This window comes from Paractinoplanes rishiriensis (assembly GCF_016862375.1).
Classification (GTDB): Bacteria; Actinomycetota; Actinomycetes; order Mycobacteriales; family Micromonosporaceae; genus Actinoplanes; species Actinoplanes rishiriensis.
This window is the reverse complement of the sequence record NZ_BOMV01000012.1, coordinates 137567-162671: the sequence shown is the minus strand read 5'-3', so window position 1 is coordinate 162671 and position 25105 is coordinate 137567. Positions and strand designations below refer to the sequence as shown.

At 71.7% G+C, this 25105-nt stretch carries 29 protein-coding genes; 16 read left to right on the top strand and 13 right to left on the bottom strand.

Annotated elements, in window-relative coordinates; all coding sequences use genetic code 11:
* Nucleotides 1-3 precede the first annotated feature (3 nt).
* The gene (locus Ari01nite_RS09095) at nt 4-1197 is read right to left on the bottom strand and encodes an acyl-CoA dehydrogenase family protein (RefSeq protein WP_239162596.1); all 1194 of its coding nucleotides are present in this window, start codon (nt 1195-1197) and stop codon (nt 4-6) included.
* A gap of 55 nt (nt 1198-1252) precedes the next feature.
* Between Ari01nite_RS09095 and Ari01nite_RS09090 the strand changes: the two genes are divergently transcribed.
* Genes Ari01nite_RS09090 through Ari01nite_RS09070 form a run of 5 tightly spaced genes read left to right on the top strand, consistent with a single transcriptional unit; the run spans nt 1253 to nt 6696 of the window.
* Complete coding sequence (locus Ari01nite_RS09090; protein ID WP_203780670.1) at nt 1253-2833, top strand: FadD3 family acyl-CoA ligase; 1581 nt, start codon at nt 1253-1255, stop codon at nt 2831-2833.
* Entirely contained in the window at nt 2830-3666 is an 837-nt protein-coding gene (locus Ari01nite_RS09085; protein ID WP_203780669.1) for an enoyl-CoA hydratase, read from the top strand. Before Ari01nite_RS09090 ends, Ari01nite_RS09085 begins: the two co-directional genes overlap by 4 nt.
* On the top strand, nt 3663-4757 hold the full coding sequence (locus tag Ari01nite_RS09080) for an acyl-CoA dehydrogenase family protein (RefSeq protein WP_203780668.1): 1095 nt from the start codon (nt 3663-3665) through the stop codon (nt 4755-4757). The genes Ari01nite_RS09085 and Ari01nite_RS09080 overlap by 4 nt, the downstream gene beginning before the upstream one ends.
* Nucleotides 4754-5668: an acyl-CoA dehydrogenase family protein gene (locus Ari01nite_RS09075; RefSeq protein WP_203780667.1), complete on the top strand. Its 915-nt coding sequence runs from the start codon at nt 4754-4756 to the stop codon at nt 5666-5668. Before Ari01nite_RS09080 ends, Ari01nite_RS09075 begins: the two co-directional genes overlap by 4 nt.
* Nucleotides 5669-5670: 2 nt before the next feature.
* Entirely contained in the window at nt 5671-6696 is a 1026-nt protein-coding gene (locus Ari01nite_RS09070; protein ID WP_203780666.1) for an acyl-CoA dehydrogenase family protein, read from the top strand.
* 7 nt (nt 6697-6703) lie between these two features.
* Here the strand turns inward: Ari01nite_RS09070 and Ari01nite_RS09065 are convergent, their stop codons facing one another.
* The 5 genes from Ari01nite_RS09065 to hsaA all read right to left on the bottom strand — a co-directional run bounded on the left by Ari01nite_RS09065 (nt 6704) and on the right by hsaA (nt 10442).
* Nucleotides 6704-6916 (bottom strand): hypothetical protein, encoded by a 213-nt coding sequence (locus Ari01nite_RS09065; protein ID WP_203780665.1) that lies wholly within the window; start codon nt 6914-6916, stop codon nt 6704-6706.
* 62 nt (nt 6917-6978) lie between these two features.
* Entirely contained in the window at nt 6979-7539 is a 561-nt protein-coding gene (hsaB, locus tag Ari01nite_RS09060; protein ID WP_239162595.1) for a 3-hydroxy-9,10-secoandrosta-1,3,5(10)-triene-9,17-dione monooxygenase reductase subunit, read from the bottom strand.
* Complete coding sequence (hsaC, locus tag Ari01nite_RS09055) at nt 7539-8444, bottom strand: iron-dependent extradiol dioxygenase HsaC (RefSeq protein WP_203780664.1); 906 nt, start codon at nt 8442-8444, stop codon at nt 7539-7541. Before hsaC ends, hsaB begins: the two co-directional genes overlap by 1 nt.
* Entirely contained in the window at nt 8441-9265 is an 825-nt protein-coding gene (gene hsaD / locus Ari01nite_RS09050; RefSeq protein WP_203780663.1) for a 4,5:9,10-diseco-3-hydroxy-5,9,17-trioxoandrosta-1(10),2-diene-4-oate hydrolase, read from the bottom strand. The genes hsaC and hsaD overlap by 4 nt, the downstream gene beginning before the upstream one ends.
* Nucleotides 9266-9272: 7 nt before the next feature.
* Nucleotides 9273-10442 carry a 3-hydroxy-9,10-secoandrosta-1,3,5(10)-triene-9,17-dione monooxygenase oxygenase subunit gene (gene hsaA / locus Ari01nite_RS09045; protein WP_203780662.1) on the bottom strand — a complete coding sequence of 390 codons (1170 nt, stop codon included), beginning with the start codon at nt 10440-10442 and terminating at the stop codon, nt 9273-9275.
* 120 nt (nt 10443-10562) lie between these two features.
* Here hsaA and Ari01nite_RS09040 point away from each other — a divergent pair, with 120 nt between their 5' ends.
* The 9 genes from Ari01nite_RS09040 to Ari01nite_RS09000 all read left to right on the top strand — a co-directional run bounded on the left by Ari01nite_RS09040 (nt 10563) and on the right by Ari01nite_RS09000 (nt 17605).
* Nucleotides 10563-11690, top strand: coding sequence for a 3-ketosteroid-9-alpha-monooxygenase, oxygenase component (locus tag Ari01nite_RS09040; RefSeq protein ID WP_203780661.1), 1128 nt, complete (start codon nt 10563-10565; stop codon nt 11688-11690).
* Nucleotides 11687-11959 (top strand): hypothetical protein, encoded by a 273-nt coding sequence (locus tag Ari01nite_RS09035; protein WP_203780660.1) that lies wholly within the window; start codon nt 11687-11689, stop codon nt 11957-11959. Before Ari01nite_RS09040 ends, Ari01nite_RS09035 begins: the two co-directional genes overlap by 4 nt.
* Nucleotides 11956-12948 (top strand): ferredoxin--NADP reductase, encoded by a 993-nt coding sequence (locus Ari01nite_RS09030; protein WP_203780659.1) that lies wholly within the window; start codon nt 11956-11958, stop codon nt 12946-12948. Before Ari01nite_RS09035 ends, Ari01nite_RS09030 begins: the two co-directional genes overlap by 4 nt.
* 47 nt (nt 12949-12995) lie before the next feature.
* The gene (locus Ari01nite_RS09025; protein WP_203780658.1) at nt 12996-13943 is read left to right on the top strand and encodes an NAD(P)-dependent alcohol dehydrogenase; all 948 of its coding nucleotides are present in this window, start codon (nt 12996-12998) and stop codon (nt 13941-13943) included.
* 246 nt (nt 13944-14189) lie between these two features.
* The gene (locus Ari01nite_RS09020) at nt 14190-14543 is read left to right on the top strand and encodes a helix-turn-helix transcriptional regulator (RefSeq protein ID WP_203780657.1); all 354 of its coding nucleotides are present in this window, start codon (nt 14190-14192) and stop codon (nt 14541-14543) included.
* On the top strand, nt 14540-14965 hold the full coding sequence (locus Ari01nite_RS09015) for a hypothetical protein (RefSeq protein WP_203780656.1): 426 nt from the start codon (nt 14540-14542) through the stop codon (nt 14963-14965). Before Ari01nite_RS09020 ends, Ari01nite_RS09015 begins: the two co-directional genes overlap by 4 nt.
* Before the next feature lie 33 nt (nt 14966-14998).
* Entirely contained in the window at nt 14999-16006 is a 1008-nt protein-coding gene (locus Ari01nite_RS09010; protein WP_203780655.1) for an ABC transporter ATP-binding protein, read from the top strand.
* On the top strand, nt 16003-16800 hold the full coding sequence (locus tag Ari01nite_RS09005; protein ID WP_203780654.1) for an ABC transporter permease: 798 nt from the start codon (nt 16003-16005) through the stop codon (nt 16798-16800). The genes Ari01nite_RS09010 and Ari01nite_RS09005 overlap by 4 nt, the downstream gene beginning before the upstream one ends.
* A complete protein-coding gene (locus Ari01nite_RS09000; protein WP_203780653.1) occupies nt 16793-17605 on the top strand; it encodes an ABC transporter permease in 813 nt (270 codons plus the stop codon). The genes Ari01nite_RS09005 and Ari01nite_RS09000 overlap by 8 nt, the downstream gene beginning before the upstream one ends.
* Before the next feature lie 48 nt (nt 17606-17653).
* On the opposite strand, the gene Ari01nite_RS08995 is transcribed toward Ari01nite_RS09000, so the two are convergent.
* Together Ari01nite_RS08995 and Ari01nite_RS08990 are read right to left on the bottom strand one after the other, a co-directional pair.
* Entirely contained in the window at nt 17654-18451 is a 798-nt protein-coding gene (locus Ari01nite_RS08995) for an SAM-dependent methyltransferase (RefSeq protein WP_203780652.1), read from the bottom strand.
* A gap of 39 nt (nt 18452-18490) precedes the next feature.
* Entirely contained in the window at nt 18491-18988 is a 498-nt protein-coding gene (locus Ari01nite_RS08990; RefSeq protein WP_203780651.1) for a YciI family protein, read from the bottom strand.
* Nucleotides 18989-19023: 35 nt separating this feature from the next.
* On the opposite strand from Ari01nite_RS08990, the gene Ari01nite_RS08985 reads away from it, so the two are divergent.
* Complete coding sequence (locus Ari01nite_RS08985; RefSeq protein WP_203780650.1) at nt 19024-19956, top strand: phosphotransferase; 933 nt, start codon at nt 19024-19026, stop codon at nt 19954-19956.
* Here Ari01nite_RS08985 and Ari01nite_RS08980 read toward each other — a convergent pair.
* Both Ari01nite_RS08980 and Ari01nite_RS08975 read right to left on the bottom strand, forming a co-directional pair.
* Complete coding sequence (locus Ari01nite_RS08980) at nt 19953-20420, bottom strand: nitroreductase/quinone reductase family protein (protein WP_203780649.1); 468 nt, start codon at nt 20418-20420, stop codon at nt 19953-19955. The two genes, Ari01nite_RS08985 and Ari01nite_RS08980, sit on opposite strands and share 4 nt — an antisense overlap.
* A 206-nt stretch (nt 20421-20626) precedes the next feature.
* On the bottom strand, nt 20627-21784 hold the full coding sequence (locus Ari01nite_RS08975; protein WP_203780648.1) for an FG-GAP repeat domain-containing protein: 1158 nt from the start codon (nt 21782-21784) through the stop codon (nt 20627-20629).
* Between the two features lie 121 nt (nt 21785-21905).
* Here Ari01nite_RS08975 and Ari01nite_RS08970 point away from each other — a divergent pair, with 121 nt between their 5' ends.
* The gene (locus Ari01nite_RS08970) at nt 21906-22397 is read left to right on the top strand and encodes a hypothetical protein (protein ID WP_203780647.1); all 492 of its coding nucleotides are present in this window, start codon (nt 21906-21908) and stop codon (nt 22395-22397) included.
* 1 nt (nt 22398) lies between these two features.
* Here Ari01nite_RS08970 and Ari01nite_RS08965 read toward each other — a convergent pair whose 3' ends face one another.
* Genes Ari01nite_RS08965 through Ari01nite_RS08955 form a run of 3 tightly spaced genes read right to left on the bottom strand, consistent with a single transcriptional unit; the run spans nt 22399 to nt 24943 of the window.
* Nucleotides 22399-22776, bottom strand: coding sequence for a DUF5655 domain-containing protein (locus Ari01nite_RS08965; protein ID WP_203780646.1), 378 nt, complete (start codon nt 22774-22776; stop codon nt 22399-22401).
* Nucleotides 22767-22922, bottom strand: a complete 156-nt coding sequence (locus Ari01nite_RS08960; protein ID WP_203780645.1) for a hypothetical protein — start codon at nt 22920-22922, stop codon at nt 22767-22769. The genes Ari01nite_RS08965 and Ari01nite_RS08960 overlap by 10 nt, the downstream gene beginning before the upstream one ends.
* Entirely contained in the window at nt 22919-24943 is a 2025-nt protein-coding gene (locus Ari01nite_RS08955) for a nitrate- and nitrite sensing domain-containing protein (RefSeq protein WP_203780644.1), read from the bottom strand. Before Ari01nite_RS08955 ends, Ari01nite_RS08960 begins: the two co-directional genes overlap by 4 nt.
* Nucleotides 24944-25105: the final 162 nt, after the last annotated feature.

Below are 25105 nucleotides of genomic sequence, written 5' to 3'. Positions count from 1 at the left end.
CAGTCATCGGCGGTCCTGGCGGGGCAGCCCGAGGACCCGCTCGGCCACGATGCCGCGCTGGATCTCGTTGGACCCGCCGTAGATGGTGTCGGCCCGGCTGAACAGGAAGAACCGCCGCCACCGCTCGACGTCGGCGTCCCCCGCCACGGCGGCCGCGCCGGCCGGGCCGAGCACGTCCATGGCCAGTTCGCCGACGCCCTGCCGCCAGCGGGTCCAGAGCAGCTTGATGACCGAGGCGGTGGTCGGTGGCGGCTCCGCGGCGGACAGCGCCCGCATCGTGTATGCGCGTAGCGCCGACAGGTCGATCCAGGCCCGGGTGAGCCGTTCGCGCAGGGCCGGGTCGGCCGCCGCGCCGGTGCGCCGGGCCAGGTCGACCAGGTCGTCCAGGTCGCGCTGGAACCCGACCTGCTGGCCCACGGTCGCGGCGCCGCGCTCGAACGCGAGGGTGGCCATGGCGACCCGCCAGCCCTGTCCCGGCTCGCCGACCACGAGGTCGCGGCCGGTGCGGGCGCCGTCGAAGAAGACCTCGTTGAACTCGCTGTCGCCGGTCGACTGCCGGATCGGGCGGACCGTGACGCCCGGCTGGCGCATCGGCACGAGCAGGTAGGACAGTCCGGCGTGCCGGGAAGCGCCGGGCGGGACCGGCTCGGTGCGGGCCAGCACGAAGCACCAGTCGGCCACGTGCGCGAGGGACGTCCACACCTTCTGCCCGGTCAGCACCCACTGGTCGCCGTCCAGCCGGGCCCGGGTGGTGACGCCGGCCAGATCGGAGCCCGCGCCGGGTTCGGAATAGCCCTGGCACCACAACTCGTCGACCGCGGCGATCCGGGGCAGGAAGCGGCGCTGCTGCCCGGGCGTGCCGAGCGCCATCAGGGTGGGGCCGACCATGGTGGTGCCGATGTGGTCGACCCGGCTGGGGGCGCCGGCCTTCGCATATTCCTCGTGGAAGATCACCTGCCGGCTCAGCGGGGCACCGCGGCCGCCGTGCTCGACCGGCCAGGCGAGGGTGCTCCAGCCGTCCGCGGCGAGCCGGCGGGCGAACGCGAGCCGTTGCGGAAACGCCTCGTTTTCCCGGCCGGGACCGCCGGCGCCGCGCAACTCGCCGGTCAGATTCTCGGCCAGCCACTCGCGCACCTCGCGGCGGAACTCCTCGTCACCGTCCACTGGCGCCACCTCCCGGACCGCGCGTAGGCTCACCCTACCAAGCACTTGCTTGGCTGACCATGACCGCGATGACCCGTGGGAGGCCAGGTTGGGAGACACCATCCCGGCGGCCCTGGCGGCCGCCGCGCAGCGTTACGGACCGGCGCCCGCCCTGGTCGAACCGGCGGCCGGCCGATGGTCTTTCGCGGAACTGGATGAGCAGGCCGGCGTGGTGGCGCGGGCGTTCGCGGCGAGCGGGGTGCGGCCGGGCGAGCGGGTCGCGATCTGGGCGCCCAACACGGCGCACTGGGTGCTGGCGGCGCTGGGCGCGAGCCGCGCGGGCGCGACGCTGGTGCCGGTCAACACGCGCTTCACCGCTGTCGAGGCGCTCGACATCATCGGCCGCAGCGGCGCGACCGCGCTGGTGGTGACCGGGCCTTTCCTGGGAGTGGACCGGCTGGCGGCGTTGCGGGCAGCGGCAACGGAGGCTGGGGTGCCGCTCCCCGGCTTGATAGTGGAGCTGCCAAGCCCGGGCAGCTCCGGCGAGCAGCCCGGCGCGGCCCGACACTCGGCCTCGGCTGCCCGCGGTGCCTCCGCCGCCGCGCTCGCCTGGAGCGCCCTCCTTCTCCGCGCCGATGATTCGGTGTTGCCGGATATTTCGCCCGATGACGTCAGCGACATCCTCTTCACCTCCGGGACCACCGGGCGCAGCAAAGGGGCGATGAGCGCGCACCGGCAGTCGCTGGCCGTCGCGGCCGACTGGGCCCGGATCGGCGGACTGCGGCCCGGCGACCGGTACCTCGTGATCAACCCGTTCTTCCACAGTTTCGGGCTCAAGGCGGGCATCCTGGCCTGTCTGGTCAGCGGCGCCACCATCGTTCCGCAGCCGGTTTTCGACGTGGCTCAGGCGATGGAGCTCATCGCGCGTGAGCGGATCACGGTGCTGCCCGGGCCGCCCACCCTCTACACCAGCATTCTCGATCATCCGGAGCGCGCGGCACACGACCTGTCCACGCTGCGGCTCGCGGTCACCGGTGCGGCCACCGTGCCGCCCGCGCTCATCGAGCGGATGTGGTCCGAGCTGGGCATGGAGACGGTCCTGACGGCGTACGGGCTGACCGAGGCCGTGGTGGCCACCATGTGCCGGCCGGGCGACGACGCGCACACCATCGCGCACACGTGCGGGCGGGCCGCGGGCGGGTTCGAGGTGCGGATCGGCGACAAGGACGGCGAGGTGCTGCTGCGCGGGCCCAACCTGATGCTCGGCTACCTCGACGACCCGGAGGCCACCGCCGCCGCGATCGACCCGGACGGCTGGCTGCACACCGGGGACGTGGGCCGGCTGGACTCCCGCGGCTACCTCAGCATCACCGACCGGCTCAAGGACATGTACATCTGCGGCGGCTTCAACGTGTACCCGGCCGAGGTGGAACGCGCCCTGGCCGCGATGCCCGGGATCTCCGAGTCGGCCGTGGTCGGTGTGCCGGACGAGCGCATGGGTGAGGTCGGCACCGCGTACGTCGTCCGCCGTCCTGGTTTTGATCTTTCGGAGCTGGAGGTGATCGGCTTCTGCCGCGGACGCCTGGCCAACTACAAGGTGCCGCGCGCCGTGCGGTTCCGGGCCGGCCTGCCGCGCAACGCCTCCGGCAAGGTCCTCAAATACCTGCTGCGCGCGGAGGCGACGCCATGACCGACGTGGTGCAGTACGAAACCCGTGGCCGGATCGCCCTGGTCACCATGAACCGGCCGCGCTACCGCAATGCCCAAAATTCCAAGATGACGTACGCCTTGGACGCGGCATTCGGACGAGCGGTGGACGACCCCGAGGTGGCTGTCATCGTGCTGGCCGGTGCCGGCGACCACTTCTCGGCCGGCCACGACATCGGCACACCCGAACGGGACGCCGACACGTCGTTCGAGCGCCGCGCCGCGCTCTGGTGGGACCACACCGACAAGGCCGGCGCCGACCGCCGGTACGCCCGGGAGACCGAGGTCTACCTGGGCATGTGCCGGCGCTGGCGGGAGATGCCGAAACCGGCCGTGGCCATGGTGCAGGGCGCGTGCATCGCGGGCGGCCTGATGCTGGCGTGGGTGTGCGACCTGATCGTGGCGGCCGACGACGCGTTCTTCGCCGATCCGGTGCTGCGCATGGGCATTCCCGGTGTCGAATACTTCGCCCATCCCTGGGTGCTCGGCCCGCGGTTCGCCCGCGAGGTGCTCTTCACCGGCGAACGGTTCAGCGCGCGGCGGGCGTACGAGATCGGCATGGTCAACCGGGTGGTGCCCCGCGCCGAGCTCGAAACCTCGACGTTCGAACTGGCCGAGAAGATCGCCGCGATGCCCGCGTTCGGCCTCGCGCTGGCCAAGCGCGCGATCAACCAGTGCGAGGACTGTATGGGCATGCGCACCGGCATGGACGCGGTCTTCGGCCTGCACCACGTCGCCCACGCGCACAACGCCGAGGTGAGTGCCGATCCGCTGGCCGGCATGGATCCCGCCGCGATGAAGAAGGCCGCCCAGTGAATCTGGACCTGGACGCGGACGCGGTCGCCTTTCGCGACGAGGTGCGCTCCTGGCTGCCCTCCCACGTGCCGCCGCCGCTGCCCAGCGTGGACACCCCGGAGGGCAACGAGGCGCACCGGGCCTGGGAGCGGAGCCTCGCCGCGGCCGGACTCGCGGTCGTCTCGTGGCCCGTCGCCTACGGCGGTCGCGAGGCACCCCCGCTGCACGCGCTGCTGTTCGAGGAGGAGTACTACGCCGCCGGCGCGCCGGTCCGGATCGGCCAGAACGGCCTGTTCCTCCTCGCGCCCACACTGCTGGCACACGGCACTCTCGAGCAGCGCGACCGGATCCTGCCGCCGATGGCCCGCGCCGAGGTCGTCTGGGCCCAGGCGTGGTCCGAGCCGGAGGCCGGCAGCGACCTGGCCGCCATCCGCTCCCGCGGCCGCCGGGCCGACGGCGGCTGGCTGCTGACCGGCCAGAAGACGTGGAGCTCCCGCGCGGTGGTGGCCGACCGGGCGTTCGGCCTGTTCCGCACCGACCCCGCGGCGTCCCGCCACCACGGCCTGACCTACCTGATGTTCGACCTCCGAGCCCCGGGTGTGACCGTACGCCCGATAGCCCAGCTGGACGGCGACCCGGGCTTCGCCGAAATCTTCCTGGACGACGTCTTCGTCCCCGACGACGACGTGATCGGCACTCCCGGCGACGGCTGGCGGGTGGCGATGAGCACCGCCGGTCACGAACGCGGCCTCACCCTCCGCAGCCCCGGCCGGTACGTCGCCGCCGCAGCCCGCCTGGTGACCCTGTGGCAGTCCTGCGGTGCCGACCCCGCGCTACGGGACCGGGTGGCCGACGCGTGGATCGCGAGCCAGGCCTACCGGATGCGCGCTTTCACCGGCGTGGACGCCGCCCCGAGCGCCACCAAGCTGTTCTGGTCGACCTTGGACGTGGCCCTGCACGAGTCGGCGCTGGACGTGCTGGGCCCGCGCGCCGAGATCTCTCCGGAGTGGACGGACGGTTACCTGTTCGCGCTGGCCGGCCCGATCTACGCCGGCACCAACGAGATCCAGCGCAACATCCTCGCACAGCGAGTGCTGGGCCTGCCCCGATGAACCTCACCCCGGCCCCGGAACAGACCGCCTTCGCCGCGACCCTGCACGACCTCCTGGCCGACGGCGACCGCACCACCTGGGAGCGCCTAGCCCACATCGGGGTGACGGGGCTGCTGGTCCCGGCCCGGTGGGGTGGCGGGGACGGCACACCCGCCGACCTCGTCGTCGCCGCCGAGGAACTCGGCCACCACGCGACCCCAGGCCCGGTGGCGGCGTCCGTCGCCGCGGTGCCCGCCCTGCTGATCGCGCTCGGCGACGACGCCCTCTGCGACAAATGGCTGCCCGAACTCGCCGCCGGCCGCGTCGTCGCCTCCCTCGCGGGACCACCGTGGCTCCCGCTCGCCGAGGAGGCCGACCTCATCCTGCTCACCGCGGGCGACACCGTGCAGCTGGCACGACCGGGCCGGGCACACGCCTCCATGGATCCGTCCCGGCGGTTGGTCGAGGTCACCGCGGCCGGCACCCTCGCGACCGGTGCGGCCGCCGCCGTCGAGCGCGCCGTGAATCTTGGCGCCCTGACCACCGCTGCGCAGTTGCTCGGCGCCGGGCGGGCGCTCCTCGAAACCTCGGTCGAGTATGCGAGGACGCGCCGGCAGTTCGGCCGGGCGATCGGGTCGTTCCAGGCCGTTCAGCATCTGCTGGCCGACGTCGCGGTGGGGCTCGAGTTTGCGCGGCCGTTGCTCTACGCGGCGGCGGTCACCGGCACGGCGCGTGACGTCTCGGCGGCCAAGGTTGCGTGCGGTGACGCCGCGCACCGGGCCGCGCGGGCGGCGCTGCAGGTGCACGGGGCCATCGGCTACACGCACGAGCACGGGTTGGGCCGATGGCTGACAAAAGTGCGGGTTCTCGAACTGGCCTGGGGCACGTCCGCCCAGCACCGGGCCCGGCTGATGGCGGAACTGACGAGGTGAGCATGGAACAGACCGAGGAACGCCGGGCGCTCGCCGACGCGGTGCGCGGCCTGCTGTCCGGCTACGACGCACGGCAGGCGGCCTCGCTTCCCGCCGGATACGACCCCGCGTTGTGGACGCGGCTGTGCAAGGAGATCGGGGTCGCGGGATTGGCCGTACCGGAGGAGTACGGCGGCGCCGGCGCGACCCTGCTGGAAAGCTGCGTGGTGCTGGCCGAACTGGGCCGCACCCTGATGCCCGCCCCGCTGTTCTCCACGGTCCTCGCCGGGCAGGCGCTGCTGCTGACCACCGACGAGGAGGCCCGCGCCCGCCTGCTGCCCGGCCTGGCCACCGGCGACCGCACCGCCGTCGTGATCCTGGATCCTGTCGGGGCCGCCGGCTCCAGGCTGACCGGCGAGGCGCACCAGGTCCTGGACGCGTCCGCCGCCGACACCTTCCTGGTGGCCACCGGCGACGCCCTCTACGAGGTGGACGCCGCCGCGCCCGGCCTCACCGCCCGGGACGCCGACGCCCTCGACCCCACCCGCCGCCTCGGCACGGTCACCCTGGACGACACGCCCGGCCGCCGCCTGCCCGGCGACAATCCGCTGCCGGCTCTGCGCGACACCGCCCTGGTGGCACTGGCCGCCGAGCAGGTGGGCACCGCGACCCGAGCCCTCGAGCTCACGCTCGACTACACCAAAACCCGCGTCCAGTTCGGCCGCCCGATCGGCTCGTTCCAGGTGCTGCAACACCGGCTGGCCGAGGCACACGTACGCCTGGAGGCCGCAACCGCCGCCGCGGAGGCCGCGGCAGACGCCCTGGTGTCCGGAGCCCCCGACGCCTCCGAACGCGCGGCAGTCGCCAAGGTCACCTGCTCCGAGACCCTGCAGGCGATCGCCGCCGAGATGACCCAGATGCACGGCGGCCTGGCCATAACTTGGGAACACGACGCCCACCTCTACCTGCGCCGAGCATGGTCGTCGGCCCAGCTGTTCGGCACCCCCGCCACCCACATCGAACGCCTGGCCGCCAGCTTGCTGCGGTAGCGGACGATCACATGCGATCGATCGCCGTGAGGTCGATGTCGATGGCGAACGGCAGCGAAAGCTTCACCCGTTCGTGGAAGAGCTTCTGCGGGCTCTCGTGCACCAAGGTTCCGTCGATGAGTTCGGTGCGCGACGGAAGGCCGGGGATCCGATCGAGGTCCTCGGCGAAGTAGCCTTCGGCAGGCGGGATGGGCCATTCGACCACCGGCTCCGCGCCCATGCGCCTTACCCCCAGTCCGAGACGCCTCCGTCAGCCGCAGCCTACCCTCCGGTCACGGTGATCTAGATCCAGTCGGTGTGGCGGGGCCAGGCCAGCAGCGTGTCGACCACCTCGGGGACCTCGTGCGGCGACACCGGTGCCGTCCCCGTGTAGCGGCCCCGGTAGAACAGCAGCGGCCCCGCATCGCGGCACTCACCCAGCGACGTCACGCGGCCCACCACGATGTCGTGGTCGCCGCCCGGATGGATCTCCGTGATCTGGCAGTCCGCCCAGGTCAGTGCGTCCGGCAGGATCGGCGCTCCGGACGGTGCCGGGCGCCAGGCCAGGCCCGCGAACTTGTCCGGGCCGCTGGTGCCGAAGGTCCGGGACACGTCGCGGTGTTCGTCCGCCAGGATGTTGACGCAGAACACGCCCGCGGAACGGATGCGCTGCCACGTCGCCGAGGTCTGCTGGGGACAGAACAGGACCAGCGGCGGGTCCAGCGACAGCGGGGTGAAGGACTGGCAGGCGAAGCCGGCCGGGCCGGCGGCGTCGGCCGTGGTGATCACCGTGACGCCGGTGCAGAAGTGGCCGAACACCCGGCGGAAGCGCCGGGTGTCGAAGCCCACCGGGGCAGCCGCCACTAATGCCCGCCGCCGCGCAGGAAACGGTGACCCCACACGCTGTGCGCGGTGGTCTGGCGGGCCACCCACGTGGTGTCGTCTACCGTGCGGCCGCCGGTGCCGTATTCGATGTCGAAGCCGCTGGGGGTGCGCAGGTAGAACGAGATCATCGCGTCGTTGGCGTGCCGGCCCAGGGTGGAGACCAGCGGGGCCTTGTTGCGCGCGCAGCGGTCCATGGCCAGGCCCACGTCGTCGATGGTCTCGGTCTCGACCATCAGGTGGATCAGGCCGGAGGGTGCGGGGATCGGCGCCAGCGCGACGCTGTGGTGGCGGGGGTTGCAGCCCAGGAAGCGCATCCACATCGGCTTGTCGCTCGGTGGCATGCCGATGTGTTCGGGCACCAGGCGCATCGAGTCGCGCAGCCGGAAGCCGAGCACCTCGCCCCAGAAGCGCAGCGCCGCGGCATCGTCCGTCGCCGGGAGCACCACGTGGCCCATGCCCTGATCGCCGGTGACAAACCTGTTCCCGTACGAGGAAATCGCCGGTCGCGTGTCGAGGGCCGCGCCGCAGAAGAACTCCAGGCGGTTACCGGACGGGTCGTCCACGCTGATCATCCGGTCCACCCGGCGCTCGGCCAGTTCGTCGGCGCCGGCCGGTTTGATCGCCGTACCGGACTCCTCCAGCACCGCGGTGAGCCGGGCCAGGGCGGCCGGGTCGGCCAGTTCCCAGCCCGAGGCGGCCAGCCGGTCGCGTTCGCCGGGTACCACCACGATCCGGGCCGGCAGGTCGTCCATGCGCAGATAAGCCGCCGACGGGTCGGGCCCGCGGCCGGCCACCATGCCGAGCACCTTGACGCCGAACTCGCGCCACGCGTCCACGTCGGTGGCCTCGACGCGCAGGTAGCCGAGGGAGCGGATGAGACTCACGGACGGTCCCCTTCCAGGAAGTCGATCGCCAAGCGGTTGAACTCGTCGAATTTCTCCAGGTGGGCCCAGTGGCCGCAGCCGCCGAAGACGTGCAGCCGGGCGCGCCGGATCAGCTTGAGCGCGACCAGCGCGCCGTCCAGCGGGTTGACCCGGTCCTCCCGGCCCCACACCAGCAGCACCTCGTGGCGCAGCCGGTGCGCGTCGCGCCACAGCAGGCCCTCCTCGTAGCGCTCGGGGTCGGTGAAGGACCGGCCCATCGCGCGCATCGCCTGCAATGCCTCGGGGGTGCTGGCGGCGCGGAAGCGTTCGTCGATCAGCTCATCGGTGATCAGGGCCGGATCAAAGACCAGGGTGCGCAGGAACGCGGCCAGCTTGTCGCGGGTCGGGCCGGGCGGAGCGCCGAACGCGGCCAGGCGCTTGACGCCCTCGGTCGGGTCGGCGTGGAAGACGTTGAGGCTCAGGCCGCCGGGCCCCATCAACAGCAGCCGGCCGGCCCGGTCCGGGTGCCGCAACGCGAACCGGACCGCGGTGCCGCCGCCCAGCGAGTTGCCGACCAGGTCGACCCGGTCGAGGCCGAGGTCGTCGAGCAGGCCGAGCAGCGCGTCCGCGGACGACGTGAAGTACTGCCCGGTGATCGGGACGCCGCTCGAGCCGCCGTAGCCGGGCTGGTCCACCGCGATCGTGTCGAACCGTTTCGCGAACACCGGCACCGTACGGCCGAAATTGCTCGACGCCGACGCACCGGGACCGCCGCCGTGCAGCAGGACCACCGGGTGATGCCCGGCCGGACCGGACCGGTGGAAGTGCAGAGTCGTCGTCATCGCCACCTCACACCATCGCGTCCGCGGTGGACAGGCCGAACTCGCCGCGCCCGTACATGGACAGTGCCCGTTCCGGGTCGTTGATCGCGTGCACCCGGCCGGCGTGCGCGTCCCGCCAGAACCGCTGGATCGGGGTGCCCACCGCGAGCGCCCGGCCGCCGGAGTTCTCGAACAGGCGGTCCACCGCCTGGATCGCCAGCTCGGTACCGCGTACCTGATCGCGCCGGACCCGCAGCCGCAGCGGCATGGGCAGCTTGGTGCCGGCGGTGACGTGCGCCATCAGCTCGCGCATGTTGTTTTCCAGCGCCAGCCAGGCCGAGTCGATGTCGCTGGCCGCGTTCGCCACCCGGACCTGCGAGTACGGGTCCTCGGCGGCGCGCACCCCGGCATAGGCGGCGCGGACCCGCTCGCGGGTGTAGCTCACGTGCGCCTCGTAGGCACCGGTGGCCATGCCGATGATGGGCGTGGTGATCGCGTACGAGAAAATGGAGCCGTACGGGATCTTGTAGAGCGGGGCCGGATTCTGCTCCTGGCCGGGGCACAGGCAGCGGGCCGTGTCGTTGAAGCTGAGCGAGCGGTAGGCCGGCACGAACGCGTCCTTGACCACGATGTCGTTGCTCCCGGTGCCGCGCAGCCCGACCGTGTTCCAGACGTCCTCGATCAGGTAGTCGGTGTTCGGCAGCAGGAACGTGCGGAAGTCGGCCGGCGCGCCGTCCTCGCCGGGCGGGACGATGCCGCCGAGCAGCACCCAGGTGGCGTGGTCACACCCGGACGAGAAACTCCACCGGCCGCTCACCCGGTAACCGCCGTCGACCGCCCTGATCTTGCCGGTGGGCGCGTACGACGAGGACATCCGGATGCCCTGGTCGTCGGCCCAGACGTCCTGCTGGGCCTGGTCGGGAAACAGGCCGAGTTGCCAGTTGTGCACCCCGATCACCGAGGCCACCCAGCCGGTCGAGCCGCACGCCCCGGCGATGTCCCGCACGCAGGTCAGGAACGTCCGCGGATCGGCCTCGAACCCGCCGAACCTCGCGGGTTGCAGCAGCCGGAAGAAGCCGGTCTCGGCGAGCGATTTGACGGTCTCGGGTGCCAGTTGCCGGCGGTCCTCGACGTCCTGTGCCCGGTCCCGCAGAACCGGTAACAGCTCGCGCACCGCGGAAACGACGGCAGGCTCCATGTGATCCCCTCCACCGGGTTGGCCGGCTCCTAGACGGCCCCTATACTAGAACACGTTCTACTCTTCGGACCACAGCTGACGTCTCCGCATCGCAACGCGTTCCACACCTGGGAGCGATTGATGAGCCAACCACGCACGATCGACACCGGGGCCCCGCCGGCCAGGTTCGCCCGCGGCTGGCACTGCCTCGGCCTGGCCGACACCTACCGCGACGGCAAGCCGCACGCCATCGAGGCGTTCGGCACCAAGCTGGTGGTGTTCGCCGACTCGGCCGGCGCCCTGCACGTGCTGGACGGGTACTGCCGGCACATGGGCGGCGACCTGACCATGGGGACGATCAAGGGCGACACCGTCGCCTGCCCGTTCCACGACTGGCGGTGGCGGGGCGACGGCCGGTGCGAGTCGGTCCCGTACGCGTACCGGGTGCCGATGCGCGCCCGCACCCGGTCGTGGACCACGCTGGAGGAAAATCGCCAGCTGTTCGTCTGGAACGACCCGCAGGGCAAGCCGCCGCCGGCCGGCATCGTGATCCCCCGCATCGAGGGCGCGTTCAGCGACGAGTGGAGCGACTGGACCTGGGACTCGATCCGGATCGACGGGGCGAACTGCCGCGAGGTCATCGACAACGTGGTCGACATGGCGCACTTCTTCTACATCCACTTCGCCTTCCCGACGTTCTTCAAGAACGTGCTGGAGGGGCACGTGGCGGCGCAGTTCCTGCACACCCGGCCGCGGCCGGACGTGCCGGCCGGCGTGAGCCAGTCGGGCGACGCCACGCTGCGGTCCGAGGCGGCGTACTACGGCCCGTCCTACATGATCGACAACCTGTACCACAACTGGCACGGCATCGACGTCGAGTCGGTGCTGATCAACTGTCACTACCCGGTCTCGCCGAACTCGTTCGTGCTCCAGTGGGGCGTGATCGTCAAGCGACTGCCGGGGCTCACCACCGAGCAGGCGGCCAAGGCGGCCGGCAAGTTCGCCAAGGGCATCGGGCTGGGCTTCATGCAGGACGTGGAGATCTGGAAGCACAAGAGCCGGATCGACAACCCGCTGCTGTGCGCCGAGGACGGCCCGGTCTACCAGTTGCGCCGCTGGTACGAGCAGTTCTACGTGGACGTCGAGGACATCACCGACGACATGGTGGCGCGCTACGAGTTCGAGGTCGACACCGCGCGCGCGGTGCAGACCTGGGAGGCCGAGGTGGCGGAAAATCAGGCCCGCCAGGCCGCCGAGCCGGCCACATGACCCGCGCCGACTCGCTGGCCGAGCGCCGCGCGTACCTGGACGGCAATCTCACCAAGGTCGAGTGCGGCAGTTGCGGCACCGTGGTCCGGGCCCGCAAGCTCAGCCCGATGCAGACCAGCGTGCAGTGGACGACGCCCTCGGCCGGTGCCTGCCCCCGGCTCGCCGCGGCCGCCGGCGACCGGCCGGCGGCGCTCGTGCCCACCTGCCCCGACCTGCGCGACAGCCTGGACCGCGCGGTGCGCGAGGGCCGCCTGGAGGTGACCGGATGACGGCTCCCCCGCCGTTCCACCGGATCCGGGTGGCCGACGTCATCACCGAGACGCCCGACGCGCACTCGCTCGTGCTCGCGGTGCCGCCCGCGCTGGCCGCCGCATTCGCCTACCGGCCCGGGCAATACCTGACGGTCCGGGTGCCCGATGACGGCGGTCCGGTGGCGCGCTGCTATTCGCTGTCCAGCTCGCCGCACACCGGCGAGCAGCCCAAAATCACGATCAAGCGGGTACGCGACGGCCAGGCGTCGAACTGGATCTGCGATCACGTACGCCCCGGCAGCACGCTGGACCTGGCGCCGCCGGCCGGCACGTTCACACCCGGCTCGCTGGACGACGACCTGCTGCTGCTGGCCGGCGGCAGCGGCATCACGCCGGTCATGGCAATCATCAAGTCGGTGCTGGCCGGCGGCACCGGGCGGCTCGCGCTGGTGTACGCGAACCGGGACGCCGACTCGGTCATCTTCCGGGCCGAGCTGGCCGCCCTGGCCGGTGACCGGCTGGAGGTGGTGCACTGGCTGGACAGCGAGCGCGGGGCGCCGACGGCCGCCGCACTTGCCGGCGCCGTGCAGGCGTACGGCAATCGCGAAGCCTTTGTCTGTGGCCCGGAACCGTTCGTGGTGGTCGCTCAGCAGGCGTTGCAGAAGGCCGGCGTGCCCGCGGAGCGGGTGCGCGTCGAGCGGTTCGAACTCGAGGCGGTCGCGGGCGACGGTCCGGACGCCACCGCCGAGGTCACCCTGGACGGACAGACCCACCTGCTGCCGTGGCCGGCCGGCAAGCGGCTGCTCGACGTGATCGTGGCGGCCGGCCTGAACCCGCCGTTCTCCTGCCGCCAGGGCCAGTGCGGCGCGTGCGCGCTCCGCCTGCTGGACGGCGAGGTCGAGCTGGTCAACAACGAGGTGCTCGAGGAGGAGGACTTCGCCGACGGCTACATTTTGGCCTGCCAGGCGCTGCCCCGCTCGGAGCACGTGAGCGTCACCTACTACTGACCAACGGCTCAGCGTCGTCACAGGCGGGGATCCGCACACTGGCCGGCATGCGAGCGGTGGTCTTCGACAGATACGGTCCGCCGGAGGTGCTGCGGCAGGCCGAGTTGCCCGTGCCGGTGCCGCGCGGCGACGAGCTGCTGATCCGGGTGCACGCCACCACGGTCACGTCGGCCGAGTGCGGGATGCGCCGGGGCGAGCCGCGCTGGGGGCGGGTCATCATCGGGCCGGTCCGGCCGCGCCGGGCGATCCGGGTGCTCGGGCTGGAGTTCGCCGGTGAGGTCGCCGCGACCGGGCCGGACGCCGCAACATACCGGGCCGGCGACCGGGTTTTCGGTTTCACCGGGTTCGGGGTCGGTGCCAATGCCGAGTTCAAGTGCCTGTCCGAAAAAGCGTCGCTGACCACCGTCCCGGCCGATGTGCCGTATGCGGAGGCCGCCGCTACGGTCGACGGGTTCACCACGGCCTGGTACTTCCTGCACAAACTCGCCGGGATCCGGGCCGGGCAGCGGGTTCTCGTGATCGGCGCGTCCGGCAGCATCGGCACGTACGCGGTCCAGCTGGCCGCCCGCGCCGGGGCCGAGGTGCACGGCGTATGCAGCGGGCGCAACGTCAAGCTGGTCGAATCGCTCGGCGCGGCCCGGGTTTTCGACTACACCGCCGAAGACTTCACGACCAGCGGCGAGCGCTACGACGCGGTGTTCGACACGGTCGGGCGCAGCTCGTTCGGACGGTGCCGGCCGGTGCTCAGCGGGAGCGGCGTCTATCTGCCCACCACCGGGCTGGTCAACAACGTGCACGCGCTGCGGACCCGGCGGGTAAAGACCGGCTTCTCGGTGCGCAAGCACGAGGCGCTCGCCGAGCTGCGCGGCCTGCTCGACCGCGAGGAGCTGCGGATCGTGATCGACCGCACCTATCCGCTGTCCGAGATCGTCACGGCGCACCGCTACGTGGACACCGGCCGCAAGGTCGGCAACGTGGTGGTCACCGTCCCCTGAGCAGCGCTTCCCGGGTCCCGCCGTCCCGAATTGGGTGATCTTTCCGCAGTCCGGGGCACTCACGGCGCAAGGTTCGCATACTGCCTATTCCGCCCGCGCATCGGCAGATCCTGTTGATCGCTGTTCCGCCGCAGTCTTCTGCGTGAACCGTGACGCCTCGGCGTCAAGCCCTCGGTCGATCGAGACGCTCTCGTTGGCCAACCTGCCCACTTGCCGTTAGGAAGATATCTTCCTAACATGGCTGGCATGCCGCCGCGGAAACCCGGGACGCTGCTCCCCCTCGAGGTCGAGATCCTCACCACGGCCCTGGCCATGCACCGCACCGGCCAGGGCTCGTTCCACGGGTTCGGGCTGGCCCAGGCCATGCGCGAGCAGCAGGGTTCCCGGTCGCTGACCGCGCACGGCACCCTCTACAAGGCGCTGGGCCGGCTCGAGGAACTCGGCCTGCTCAGCTCGGCCTGGCAGGAAAACCCGGAGTCCGAGGGCCGGCCGCGCCGCCGCCTCTACGAACTCACCGGCCGGGGCGTGCACGCCGCCGAGCGGGCCGGCGCCGACCGCGCCGCCGGCCGGGTCCCGCGCATCGCCCCGGGGCCGGCGTGACTCCCGAACGCGCCGCCGGGCTGGTCACCCGGTGGGTGCGGCACTACACCCGGCGGCTGCCCGCCCCCGTCGCCGAACGCCGGCTCGACGAGATCGGCGCCGACCTGCACGACCACATCGCCTACGAACGCGACCGCGGCACCAGCGAGCGGCGGATCGCGCTGACCCTGCTTTCCCGCATGCTGCGCGGTCTGGCCGCCGACGTCTCCTGGCGGCGCCGCGCCCACCCCTCAGGAGGAAGTCTGATGAAACCCTTCGCCATCGCGCTGGCCCTCATCGTGGTCGGCGTCCTCGCCGTCCTGGGTGGCGGCTACGACGACTCACCGGGCCTCGGCATGATCGGCTTCCTGCTGATCCTCGGCGCCCTCGTCTACGCGATCCGCGCCGTGCTGCGCCACCGCCGGAGCGGCAAATCCGTTTGACGGTCGTGGAAGCGGTTCGTTAGACAGGGGCGTGTGCCGCTCATCGACGTCCGCCAACTGACCAAAGAGTACGTACGGACCAGGCCCGTCGAGGGGCGGTTCGGGGCGGTGCGGACGCTGTTCACCCGGCAGCAGGTGCGGACCACGGCGGTCGACCACATCGACTTCAGCATCGAGCAGGGTGAGGTCGTCGGTTATCTCGGGCCCAACGGGGCCGGCAAGTCCACCACCATCAAGTTGCTCACCGGGGTGCTGTGGCCGACCAGCGGGACCGTCGAGGTGGCCGGGCCGGGCGGGCCGATCGTGCCGTGGCGGGACCGGCAGCGGCACGCGCGGCAGGTCGGGGTGGTGTTCGGGCAGCGGACGCAGCTGTGGTGGGATCTGCCGCTGGTCGAGTCGTTCCGGCTGGTCGGCGCGATGTACGACGTACCTCCTGATCGTTATCGGCAAAACCTGGCGCGCCTGCGTGATCTGCTCGACCTCGATCCCTTCCTCCAGACGCCGGTGCGGCAGCTGAGCCTCGGCCAGCGGATGCGGGGTGACCTGGCGGCCGCGCTGCTGTACGACCCGCCGCTGCTCTACCTCGACGAGCCGACCGTGGGGCTGGACGTGCTGGCCAAGGAGGCGGTGCGCGGCTTCGTCGAGGACGCCAACCGCAGCGGGCGCACCACGATCCTGCTCACCACCCACGACCTGGCCGACGTGGAACGGCTCTGCAAGCGGATCCTGCTCATCGACCACGGCCGGGTGCTCTACGACGGGCCGGTCGACGGGCTGGTCGCCCGGTACGCGCCGTACCAGGACGTCCGGATCCGGCTGGACGGCGCCGCCGAGCCGGCGGGCGAACGCTGGACGCTCGGCGGGTTCACCGGCGAGCGGGAGGCGGACGGCCGCTGGCGGTTCCGGGTGCGCCGCGACCAGCCCGTGCACCACCTGCTGGTCGCGGTCAGCGACGGCTGGCAGGTGCGCGACCTCGCGGTCGAGGAGTCGAACCTGGAGAGCGTGGTCCGCGAGCTGTACCGGGAACGGCGCGGCGAATGAGGCAGGTACGCGCGTACCGCGCCTACATGCGGGCGTCGGTGCGGATGGCGCTGCAGTACCGGGTGGTCATCTTCGCCTTCGCGTTCGTGACCCTGCTCTGGATCGTGCTGCTCACCCGGCTGTGGACCGCCGCCTACCAGGACCGGCCCGCGGTGGCCGGGTTCACCCTGGACCAGATGGTGGTCTACCTGACGCTGAGCAGCCTGCAGGCCATGATCATCATCTCGCCGCTGGCGCACATCATCGCCGGCCGGGTGCGCAGCGGCGAGGTGGTCTTCGACGTGAGCCGGCCGCTCAGCTACCCGGGGCAGATGCTCGCCCTGCAGGCCGGTCAGACGCTGACCCAGACCTCGATCGTGCTGCTGGTCGCCCCGCTCGCGGCGCTGCTCGGCGGGCTGGCCGCACCGGCGAGCGCGGCCGCGGGTCTGCTCTACCCGGTGGCGGTGCTGTTCGGCTGGCTGCTGAACGCGCTGCTCACGTTCCTGATCGGCCTGTCCGCGTTCTGGACCGTCGACAACATGGGGCTGTCCACGCTGTTCCGCTTCATCGCGGCGTTCCTGGCCGGCGCCAGCGTGCCGCTGACCCTGATGCCGGGGCCGCTGCGGGCGCTGGCCGGGGCCCTGCCGTTCCGCTTCATCGCCTACCAACCGGCGGCCATCTACGTCGGGCAGGTGCACGGCCGGGAGATGATCCAGGGGTTCGCGCTCGCCGCCGGGTGGGTCGTGGTGCTCGTCGCGCTGACCGGCCTGATCTGGCGCCGCGCATACCGGAAAACCATGGTGCACGGTGGTTGACCTGCGCCGGGAGATCCGGCTCTACCTGACCATGCGGGGTGCGGCCCTGCGCAGCGCCCTGCAGTACCGGGGCAACATCGCCGTCATGGTGCTGGCCGGCGCCGCGTACCAGGGCAGTGGTTTTGCCTTTGTCTGGGTTTTGCTGCACACCTTCGGCACGGTGGCCGGATGGACGCTCGGGCAAATCGCTTTCCTGTACGGGATGAGGCTGCTCTCGCACGCGCTCTGGCTGGTGACGCTCGACGGGGTGACGCAGGCCGACGGCGCGATCCGGGACGGCCATTTCGACCGGATGCTGCTGCGCCCCGTCAACACGCTGTCCCACCTGGCCAACACGAGCCGCTCGCTGCTCCCGTACGGCGATCTCTCGATGGGTCTGTTGATCTTCGTGCTGGCCGTGACGATCGGCGACGTGAACTGGTCCCCCGGCTCGGTGCTGTTCCTGATCCTGGCCGTAGTGGGCGGCGCGCTGATCGAGGCGTCGGTGACCGTGCTGATCGCGGGGATCGCAGTGCGGGTGATCAGCACGTGGGCCATCCGCACCGCCGCCTACGACACGATCGACACACTGGCCTCGTATCCCCTCGGCATTTTCGGTTCCGGCATCCAACAGGTGCTGACATACGCGCTGCCGGTCGCGTTCATCGCCTTCCTGCCCGCGAGCGTGGTGCTGGGCCAGACGGACGAGCTGGCGGTCCCGGCGGCGCTGGGCTATTTGACGCCGGTGGTGGGGGTGGCGCTGTTCACTCTGGCGTACCTCTTCTGGAGCCGGCAGCTACGCCACTACCAGGGCATCGGCCACTGAACAGCTTCCGGGGCCGGCGCGACTCCGCTGAACCTTCCGGGCGGCTGCCTAGCGTTTGACCGCGACGCCGCCGTACATGTGCACGTGGGCGTCCGGGACCGCGCGGGCTGCCTCGTCCGGGCGCCAGTGGTTGACCAGGGTGACGCCCGGGTCGATCAGATCGAGGCCGCGGAACAGTTTCTCGACCTCGGCGCGGTCGCGGGCCTTTTCGTCGATGCCGCGGGCCACGTACGCGGCCACGCCCCGGTTGACCTCGTCGGGTGCGCTCGCCGCGGTGACCGTGGACAGGGCCAGCACGCTGCCCGGCGGGAGGGGCGCCATCAGGGTGTCGATGATGCGGTGCGCCTCGGCGTCGTCGACGATGAACTGGAGGATCGCGATGAGGCTCAGGGCCACCGGGCGGGTCAGGTCGAAGGTCTCGTGGAACTCCGCGGAGCGGACGATCGCGTCCGGGTCGTGCAGATCCGCGTCCAGGTAGGCGGTGCGGCCCTGCGGCGAACCGGTGAGCAGGGCCCGGGCGTGCACCAGGACCAGCGGGTCGTTGTCCACATAGAGCACCCGCGACTCCGGCGCGACCTCCTGCACCACCTCGTGCAGGTTGGGGGCGGTCGGCAGCCCGGCGCCGATGTCGAGGAACTGCCGGATGCCCAGCTCGGCCGCGATGAACCGGGCCTGCCTCGCCATGTAGTTGCGGTTGGCCCGCATCGAGATGGCCAGGTGCGGCCAGTCCACCGTGATCGCCGCGGCGGCGGCCCGGTCGGCCACGAAGTTGTCCTTGCCGCCGAGCAGGTAGTCGTAGATGCGGGCGGAGTGCGGAACCTCGGTGTTCAGCTCGATCCGGGCCATCCGGACACGATACCGTCCACAGTGCACATCTGTGGTCCCCTACCGGCGGCCGCCGACGGTCCAGTTGTGCACCTCTATCGCGGCGTAGTGTTCGGGTTTCAGCACGGCGGGCGCGGTGGTGAGAGCCGCGGTGCCGAGCCAGGCCGCGCCGTCGTCCGACAGCAGTGAGCCGTACGCGATCAGGCCCTTGGGGTTTTGCGGAGCCGGCGGCGCCTCGCCCTGCCCGAGGCCCAGCACCAGATATCGGTCGCCCTCTCCGGTGCCGCCGCCGTGCACCCGGTGCCAGCGGCGGATCAGCACGTCGCGGTAGACGCCGGCCTGGTAGCTGGGCTCGTCGAAGGCGAACGCGCGGGCGGCCGCCGGGTCGGGCAGGTCGACGATGTGCATGCTGCCGGTCGGGATGTCGCCGGTGAAGGTCGGGCCGCGGGCGATCATCCGGTCGGCAAACCGGTCCATGTACGCCCAGTGCGCCTCGACGAGTTCCGCGCGCAGCGCCAGCGATCCCGGCCGGTCCCGGTGGTAGACGAAAAACTCCATGCCCCCGATCATGCCGGTGTGCTCTAGTGGACCGCGTGGATGCCGTGGAACTTGCGGACCGGTTCGGTCTCGGCCGCGCGATTCGACTGTCGGACGGCCCGGTGGCGCGGGGCCGGCAGGGTTCGGTGTGGCAGCTGGAGACGGCCGACGGCCGGTGGGCGGTCAAGGTGCCGTTTCACCAGACCACCGAGGATTCGGTACGCGCTGCCACGTCTTTCCAGGAGGCGGCGTGCGCGGCCGGGGTGCCCGCTCCGCTCGTACGGCGTACCACCGATGGTTTGATCTTTGCTTTGATCGGCGGACGGCAGGTGCGCGTCTATTCGTGGGCCGACCTGCTGCCGCCCACCACCGGCCTCGACCCGGAGCAGGTCGGCTCGGCGGTGGCGCGCATACACAGCGTGCGGTTGCCGGGCGGGGTGCCGGACGCCTGGTACACGGAACCGGTCGGCGCGGCGGGCTGGGACCCGCTGATTTCAAGGCTGTACGCGGCCGGCGCCCCCTTCGCGGGACGGCTCGCCGACCTGCGGGACGAACTGGTCGCGCTCGAGTCATGGCTGGAACCGGCGGCGTCGCTGCAGACCTGCCACCGCGACCTGTGGGCCGACAACGTCCTGCCCACCGCGCAGGGCGGCATCTGCGTGATCGACTGGGAGAACAGCGGTGCCATGGATCCGAGCCAGGAGCTGGGCTGCGTGGTGTTCGAATTCGGCCGGTCAGATCCGGGCCGGGCAAGAGCCTTAACGGCGGCGTACGCCGATGCCGGCGGCCCGGGAACGCTGACCCGGGCCGGCCAGTTCTCGATGCTGATCGCCCAGCTGGGCCACATCGTCGAACTGGCCGCCAACGACTGGCTGGAGCCGAACGAGCGCACCCCGACGCAGACGGCGGCCGAGGCGTGGATCCGTGAGTCGCTGGACGAGCCGCACACCCGCGAGGTCCTGAACGCCCTGCTGAAGGCGTGTGCCTAGGCGCGCGGTTCGAGGATCACCACGGCGGTCTCGGTGGAGCGGCGGGCCGCGAAGGCGTCCAGGTCCTTGTCGATGCCCTGCCATATCTGCCAGAGCCGGGCGCGCTCCTCGCCGACGGCGGCCCGCCCGCGCACCGGCCGGCGGCCCTGCACGGTCTCGACGGTCACGTCCGGCTGGGCCTGCAGGTTGAGCCACCAGGCCGGTTCGCCCTCGCCCCACCCGTTCATGGCCAGTGTGTACAAGTTCGGTCCGTCCTCGAGGTAGCCGAGGATGACGCTGCGCTCCTGCCCGGTGCGCCGGCCCACGGTGCTGAGCCGGCAGGTGCCCCACTTGCCCGCGCGCGGCGCCCAGAGCCCGACCCGCCCGCGAAACACCTTGTAGATGCCACGATGGACAGCCCAGGCGGCCCGGATGAACCAGCGCGGCGGCAGCTTCGGAGATCTCACTTCATGCTCGGCCGACATGACGCCCTCCCCAGCGAAATCGAATGTTCAAAGTAAGCCACACCTGTCAACGGGACGTGTCCGACTTACACCGGCATCGGCACCGCGCCCGCCCCGATCTCCGCGATTTTCGCCCTCATGGCCACCCCGGGCCGGCGCGCGCCTCCCCGACCTCGGCACCGTCACCACCGCCGCGGGCGCTCCGGCGCGCGCCGGGCATCCGTGAATCAGATCGGGAGGGCGTTGCGCAGCACCAGCAGACCGTGGTTGTAGTCGGCTATCACCACGTCCGCTTTTCCGTCGCCGCTGATGTCGCCGGCGGCCAGGCCCTGGGCGTTGTAGCTGGACGCGTACGGCAACGGCTCCTCGACCGGGGGCGCCATTCCGTTGCTGATCTGGAGCAGGGTGCTCATCGTGTACCAGCCGCCGTGCGCGAGCACCAGGTCGGCGCGGCCGTTGTTGTCGAGGTCGGCAGCGCGTACGGGCTCCGGAATGTCTTTTGTCAAATAGCCGGCCGGCGCGCCTATGGTCCCCGTCGCGGACTGCGGAAAGACGGCCACGTTGGGGAGGTAGTTGCCGCCTCGGGTCGCGATGATGTCGTCGCGGCCGTCGTTGGTGACATCGGCGACCTCGACGCCGTTCGCGCCCTTTCCGGATTCGGGCGGCAGCCGGCGCGACCAGCCGGTGCCGGTGCGATCCATGATGTAGAGGCTGCGAATGTTCCAGCCGACGATTTCGGCCTGTGCGTCGCCGTCGAGGTCGCCGACCCCCAGGCCTTCGGTCTCGTCGGTGGAAACGGTCGACAGCGTGTAGGAACCGCCCGGCTCCCGGGTCAGCAGGCGGATTCCGGCGCGCGCATTGCCGGCCAGCGCGTTGGTGCTGGTGACCAGGTCGGTGTCGCCGTCGGCGTCCACGTCGGCGGCCATGATCTGCCCGGCCTGCGGCGATCCGGGCAGCACACCCTGGCTGACCAGCGTGCCGGCGTCGGTCTGCCGCAGGATCTCGACCCCGGCGAGCGTGCCGAGCGCCACGTCCAGCCGGCCGTCGCCGTCGTTGTCGAGCAGGGCGAGCCCGCGTCCGTCGTGGTCAAAAAACGACATGCGGGTCTGGTACGAGACCGGAGCGCCGAGCCCGCCGGCGGCGTTCTGGGCGAACACCAGGACCTTGTCGCTGTCCGGGTGCGACGTGTTGTTGGTGGTCATCAGCACGTCCGGCCGGCCGTCACCGGTAACGTCGCCGATGGCCACCGCGGCGGGCTGTGCACCGACGCTGCGGATCTCCACCGGGGCGAAGAAGGTGGGCACCGGTGCGGCCGCCGCGGGCACCGCCCCCAGCAGCGGCGCGGCGAGGCCGAGCGCGGACACGGAAACAAGCAGGCGTCTCATGGAATTTCCCCCGTCGTCGAGAACCGGCCCCGGAGTCAACCAGAATCGACCGCGCACCGCGACCCTCCTCAGTGGATCGGCGGGCGCATTTTTGTCGTACCCCCGTGGCAGCATCCACGGCATGGAAATCCTGCCCGGTGAGGGCGTTCCCAGCGCCAAGGTCGGCGAGCACCGCGACGTGGTCGAGGCGCGGATCGGCCGGCCCGTGCATCCCGGCCGCGACAGCCGAGCGGTGTACGACACCAACCCGATACTGGTGCTGACCTACGCCGGCGACGAGACTGTCGAGATCGTCGAACTGGGCTATTCGGGCGGCGACGGCGAGGAGGTGTTCTTCGACGGCGTCCAGCTGACCTACCGCTTCATGGACGACGTGCTGCGCGACCTGGCGGCCCGGGGCTATGCGGCCGAGCCGTTCGACATCGGCTATTACTTCGAGCCTGGCTTCGCCATCTACTCGATGGGTTCACGCTGCGCGGGCGACCTCGACGACACCGCCGCCGACGACGATCCGCGGGTGGTGGTCGAGGGCGTCTCGGTGGCGCCGTACGGCTACTTCGACAAGAAACCCGACGAGGAGGAGATTTCCGAGCTGATGCGCAGATACGGATAGGTCACGCCGATGCCTGCTCGTACGCTTCCCGCAGCCACTGCCGCACCTCAGGGCCGAGGTCCGCCGCACGCTGCACGATCACGTGGTGTGTCCACCGCCCCGGCCGGGCCTCGGTGGCCTCCACGACGCGCGGGTGCTCGACCCGGCGGGCCAGCGCGAACGAGATGACGATGCTGTCCTCGGGCCGGTTCGTGGTCCAGCGGGTGGGCAGCCACACCCAGGCGAACTGCCGCTTCGCGGCGAAGGAGACCTGCGTCCTGGTCACGCCGGTGCGAACCTCGCCCAACGTTCGCAGATGCGCCGCGACGTCGCGGAACAGGCGCAGCGGCACGGGCCGGCCCAGAAACACGTGGTCGACGTCCGGGGTGGTCACGAGCATGCCATCCGGCCGGAGCGGGCGGCGGGCAGAGGGTGAGCAAGGCTGCCCTGACGGGCCAGCCGGGTGACGACCGGTTGCCGGTCGGCGCCCCAGGCGGTCCGCTCGTTGACCCACGCGGTCAGCTCGCAGATCCACGCCCCCGTCATGGCCGGGCTTCGCGGGCCGCCGCGAGCAGCGGCTCCCGCTGCCGCAGGTCGGCCGGCGCGGCCGACGCCGTGAGCAGCCGGCCCGGCACCGCCACCGCCGCCACGCAACCGCGCTCGATCGGGATCAGGTGGACACCGATCCCGGCCCGGGCCGCGAGCGCGGACACCACGTACAACCCCAGCGTCGGCTCGTCGCCCAGGTCGTCCAGGGCCGGGCGGGACAGCCGGGCGTTCAGGGCCGCAGCCCGGCGGCTGCCCAGTCCGTCGCCCGCGTCGCGCACCTCGATCCGGTATCCGCCGTCGGACAGCGGCCCGGCCGTGACCCGCACCGGCCGGTCCGGCGGTGAAAACTTGGCCGCGTTGTCGATCAGCTCGGTCAGGATCTGGATCATGTCGACCACCACGGGCGCGGCCACCGCGACGGCCGGCAGCTGGGCCACCTCGACCCGCCGGTACTGCTCGATCGCGGCCGTGGCGGCCTGGACCACGTCCTGCAGCATGGCCGGCCGGGGCCACCGCCAGCCCGGCCCGGCGCCGGCCAGCACCAGCAGGTTGTCGCTGTGCCGCCGGATCCGGGTGGACAGGTGGTCGAGCTGGAACAGACGCTCCAGCGTCGCGGGCTCGACCTGGCGCTGCTCCAGGTCGGTGATCAGCTCCAGCTGGCGGGCCACCAGGTCCTCGGTGCGCTGGGTGACGGTCCGCGACACGCCGGCCATCGTGACCCGCAGCATCGCCTCGGCCGACGCGAGCCGGATGGCCTCGTCCTGCACCACTTCGAAGGCCCTGGTCAGGTCGCCGATCTCATCCGGAGGGGCCGGGGCGTCGTCCGGATGTTCGGGCGGGCTGCCCGCACCGATCGCCGCCACCGCGCGGGGCAGCCGCTCCTCGGCGATGTGCCGCATCCGGTTCCGCAGCCGGCGCAGGTCCGCGATCAGCCCGTAGCCGACCAGCCCGGCCGCGAGCACCGTGCCGAACAGCACGACCAGCACCACCGCCACGTCCCGGCGCAGGTCCTCCGCGTACGCCGCCCGCAGTGCCGCGATCTGGTCCGCGCCGCGGTCCACCACGGTCTGGATCACCTGGCGCACCTTGGCGAGGTACAGCGTGGTGAGGTCGATCCAGTCGCGGGCCGCGATCTCGGTGCTGCCGGCGGCGATGCGCTGGGCCAGCAGGTCGACGTCGCTCGCGGCGGCCTCGACCCCGGCCGCCTGGAAGAGGGCCAGCGTGCCGGCCGACGCCACCGAGCGGAACGTCTCGGTCTGCACGTCGACCAGGACCGTGAAGCCACCGAGCGTGGCCCGTTCGCCCCGTTCCGCGCTGCCGCGGGTCAGCAGGGCGGTGCCGAGCGCCCGGCGCTGCGAGTTGAGACCGGCCGCCACCAGCAGGTCGAACACCCCGGCGGTGTCCCCCGCAATCCCACCGTGCCGCACGGCCAGCCCGTCCGCCGCCCGGCCCAGCTGGATCACGTTCAGCACGATGGCGCCGTACCTGCTCACCGTCGTGGTCGCCGGAAGGTCCGGGCCGAAGCCCTCGATGCGCAGCTCGTCGAGGCCGCGCAGCCGGCTGCGCAGTTCCCCGCGGGCGAACGCGAGCGACGGGTCGCCGACCTGGTCGACCGCCGCCTCGAGCCGGTTGAGCTCCTGGTCCGAGGCCGCGAACGCGCCGTCCAGGTCGAGCCGCTCGCGCCCGCCGGCCACCGCCCGGGCGGCCAGGTCACGCTCGTCCTCGAGGGCGTTCGAGGCGGCCACCGCGGCCCGGCTGACCTCGACGTACCGCTCGGCGTCGGCGAGCGGCCGCCCCTCGGCCCGGGTGTCGGCGACGCGCAGCAGCCCCAGCGTCGTCGCCACCAGCGTCACCGGCAGCAGCACCACGGCCAGGCGCGCCGGCAGCGGCCGACCGTGCAGCGCCAGCATCCCGGCAATCCGCCGCAAAGCCGCCAGCACCCGCGGGTAGGAGCCGCCGTGTCTCGGCCGCGCCCGCGCCACCGCCGCCTGCACCCGATCCATGATCCGAACGATCATGCGCACCTCGCTCCGGCCGGTCCCGCGTCTCTGCATTCGAGGACACGGGCCGATCCCGGGCCGGGTTCAACGTTTCGCCAAACCCATTCAAGATCGCAGACCTAAGATATTCATAAGGTGCGATAGCGCTGGCCGCACGCCATGGGGCCGGGTGACGCGGCA

Excerpts from the sequence above, each read along its gene's own strand:
- Ari01nite_RS09065 (WP_203780665.1), bottom strand. The coding sequence starts at position 6,916 with ATGGGCGCGGAGCCGGTGGTCGAATGGCCCATCCCGCCTGCCGAAGGC.
- Ari01nite_RS08995 (WP_203780652.1), bottom strand. The coding sequence starts at position 18,451 with ATGGCCCGGATCGAGCTGAACACCGAGGTTCCGCACTCCGCCCGCATC.
- Ari01nite_RS09020 (WP_203780657.1), top strand. The coding sequence starts at position 14,190 with ATGCCGCCGCGGAAACCCGGGACGCTGCTCCCCCTCGAGGTCGAGATC.
- Ari01nite_RS09025 (WP_203780658.1), top strand. The coding sequence starts at position 12,996 with ATGCGAGCGGTGGTCTTCGACAGATACGGTCCGCCGGAGGTGCTGCGG.
- Ari01nite_RS08960 (WP_203780645.1), bottom strand. The coding sequence starts at position 22,922 with ATGACGGGGGCGTGGATCTGCGAGCTGACCGCGTGGGTCAACGAGCGG.
- Ari01nite_RS09085 (WP_203780669.1), top strand. The coding sequence starts at position 2,830 with ATGACCGACGTGGTGCAGTACGAAACCCGTGGCCGGATCGCCCTGGTC.
- Ari01nite_RS08955 (WP_203780644.1), bottom strand. The coding sequence starts at position 24,943 with ATGATCGTTCGGATCATGGATCGGGTGCAGGCGGCGGTGGCGCGGGCG.
- Ari01nite_RS08965 (WP_203780646.1), bottom strand. The coding sequence starts at position 22,776 with ATGCTCGTGACCACCCCGGACGTCGACCACGTGTTTCTGGGCCGGCCC.
- Ari01nite_RS08970 (WP_203780647.1), top strand. The coding sequence starts at position 21,906 with ATGGAAATCCTGCCCGGTGAGGGCGTTCCCAGCGCCAAGGTCGGCGAG.
- Ari01nite_RS08980 (WP_203780649.1), bottom strand. The coding sequence starts at position 20,420 with ATGTCGGCCGAGCATGAAGTGAGATCTCCGAAGCTGCCGCCGCGCTGG.
- Ari01nite_RS09035 (WP_203780660.1), top strand. The coding sequence starts at position 11,687 with ATGACCCGCGCCGACTCGCTGGCCGAGCGCCGCGCGTACCTGGACGGC.
- Ari01nite_RS08990 (WP_203780651.1), bottom strand. The coding sequence starts at position 18,988 with ATGGAGTTTTTCGTCTACCACCGGGACCGGCCGGGATCGCTGGCGCTG.
- Ari01nite_RS09040 (WP_203780661.1), top strand. The coding sequence starts at position 10,563 with ATGAGCCAACCACGCACGATCGACACCGGGGCCCCGCCGGCCAGGTTC.
- Ari01nite_RS09030 (WP_203780659.1), top strand. The coding sequence starts at position 11,956 with ATGACGGCTCCCCCGCCGTTCCACCGGATCCGGGTGGCCGACGTCATC.
- hsaA (WP_203780662.1), bottom strand. The coding sequence starts at position 10,442 with ATGGAGCCTGCCGTCGTTTCCGCGGTGCGCGAGCTGTTACCGGTTCTG.
- Ari01nite_RS09070 (WP_203780666.1), top strand. The coding sequence starts at position 5,671 with ATGGAACAGACCGAGGAACGCCGGGCGCTCGCCGACGCGGTGCGCGGC.
- Ari01nite_RS09005 (WP_203780654.1), top strand. The coding sequence starts at position 16,003 with ATGAGGCAGGTACGCGCGTACCGCGCCTACATGCGGGCGTCGGTGCGG.
- Ari01nite_RS08975 (WP_203780648.1), bottom strand. The coding sequence starts at position 21,784 with ATGAGACGCCTGCTTGTTTCCGTGTCCGCGCTCGGCCTCGCCGCGCCG.
- Ari01nite_RS09075 (WP_203780667.1), top strand. The coding sequence starts at position 4,754 with ATGAACCTCACCCCGGCCCCGGAACAGACCGCCTTCGCCGCGACCCTG.
- hsaD (WP_203780663.1), bottom strand. The coding sequence starts at position 9,265 with ATGACGACGACTCTGCACTTCCACCGGTCCGGTCCGGCCGGGCATCAC.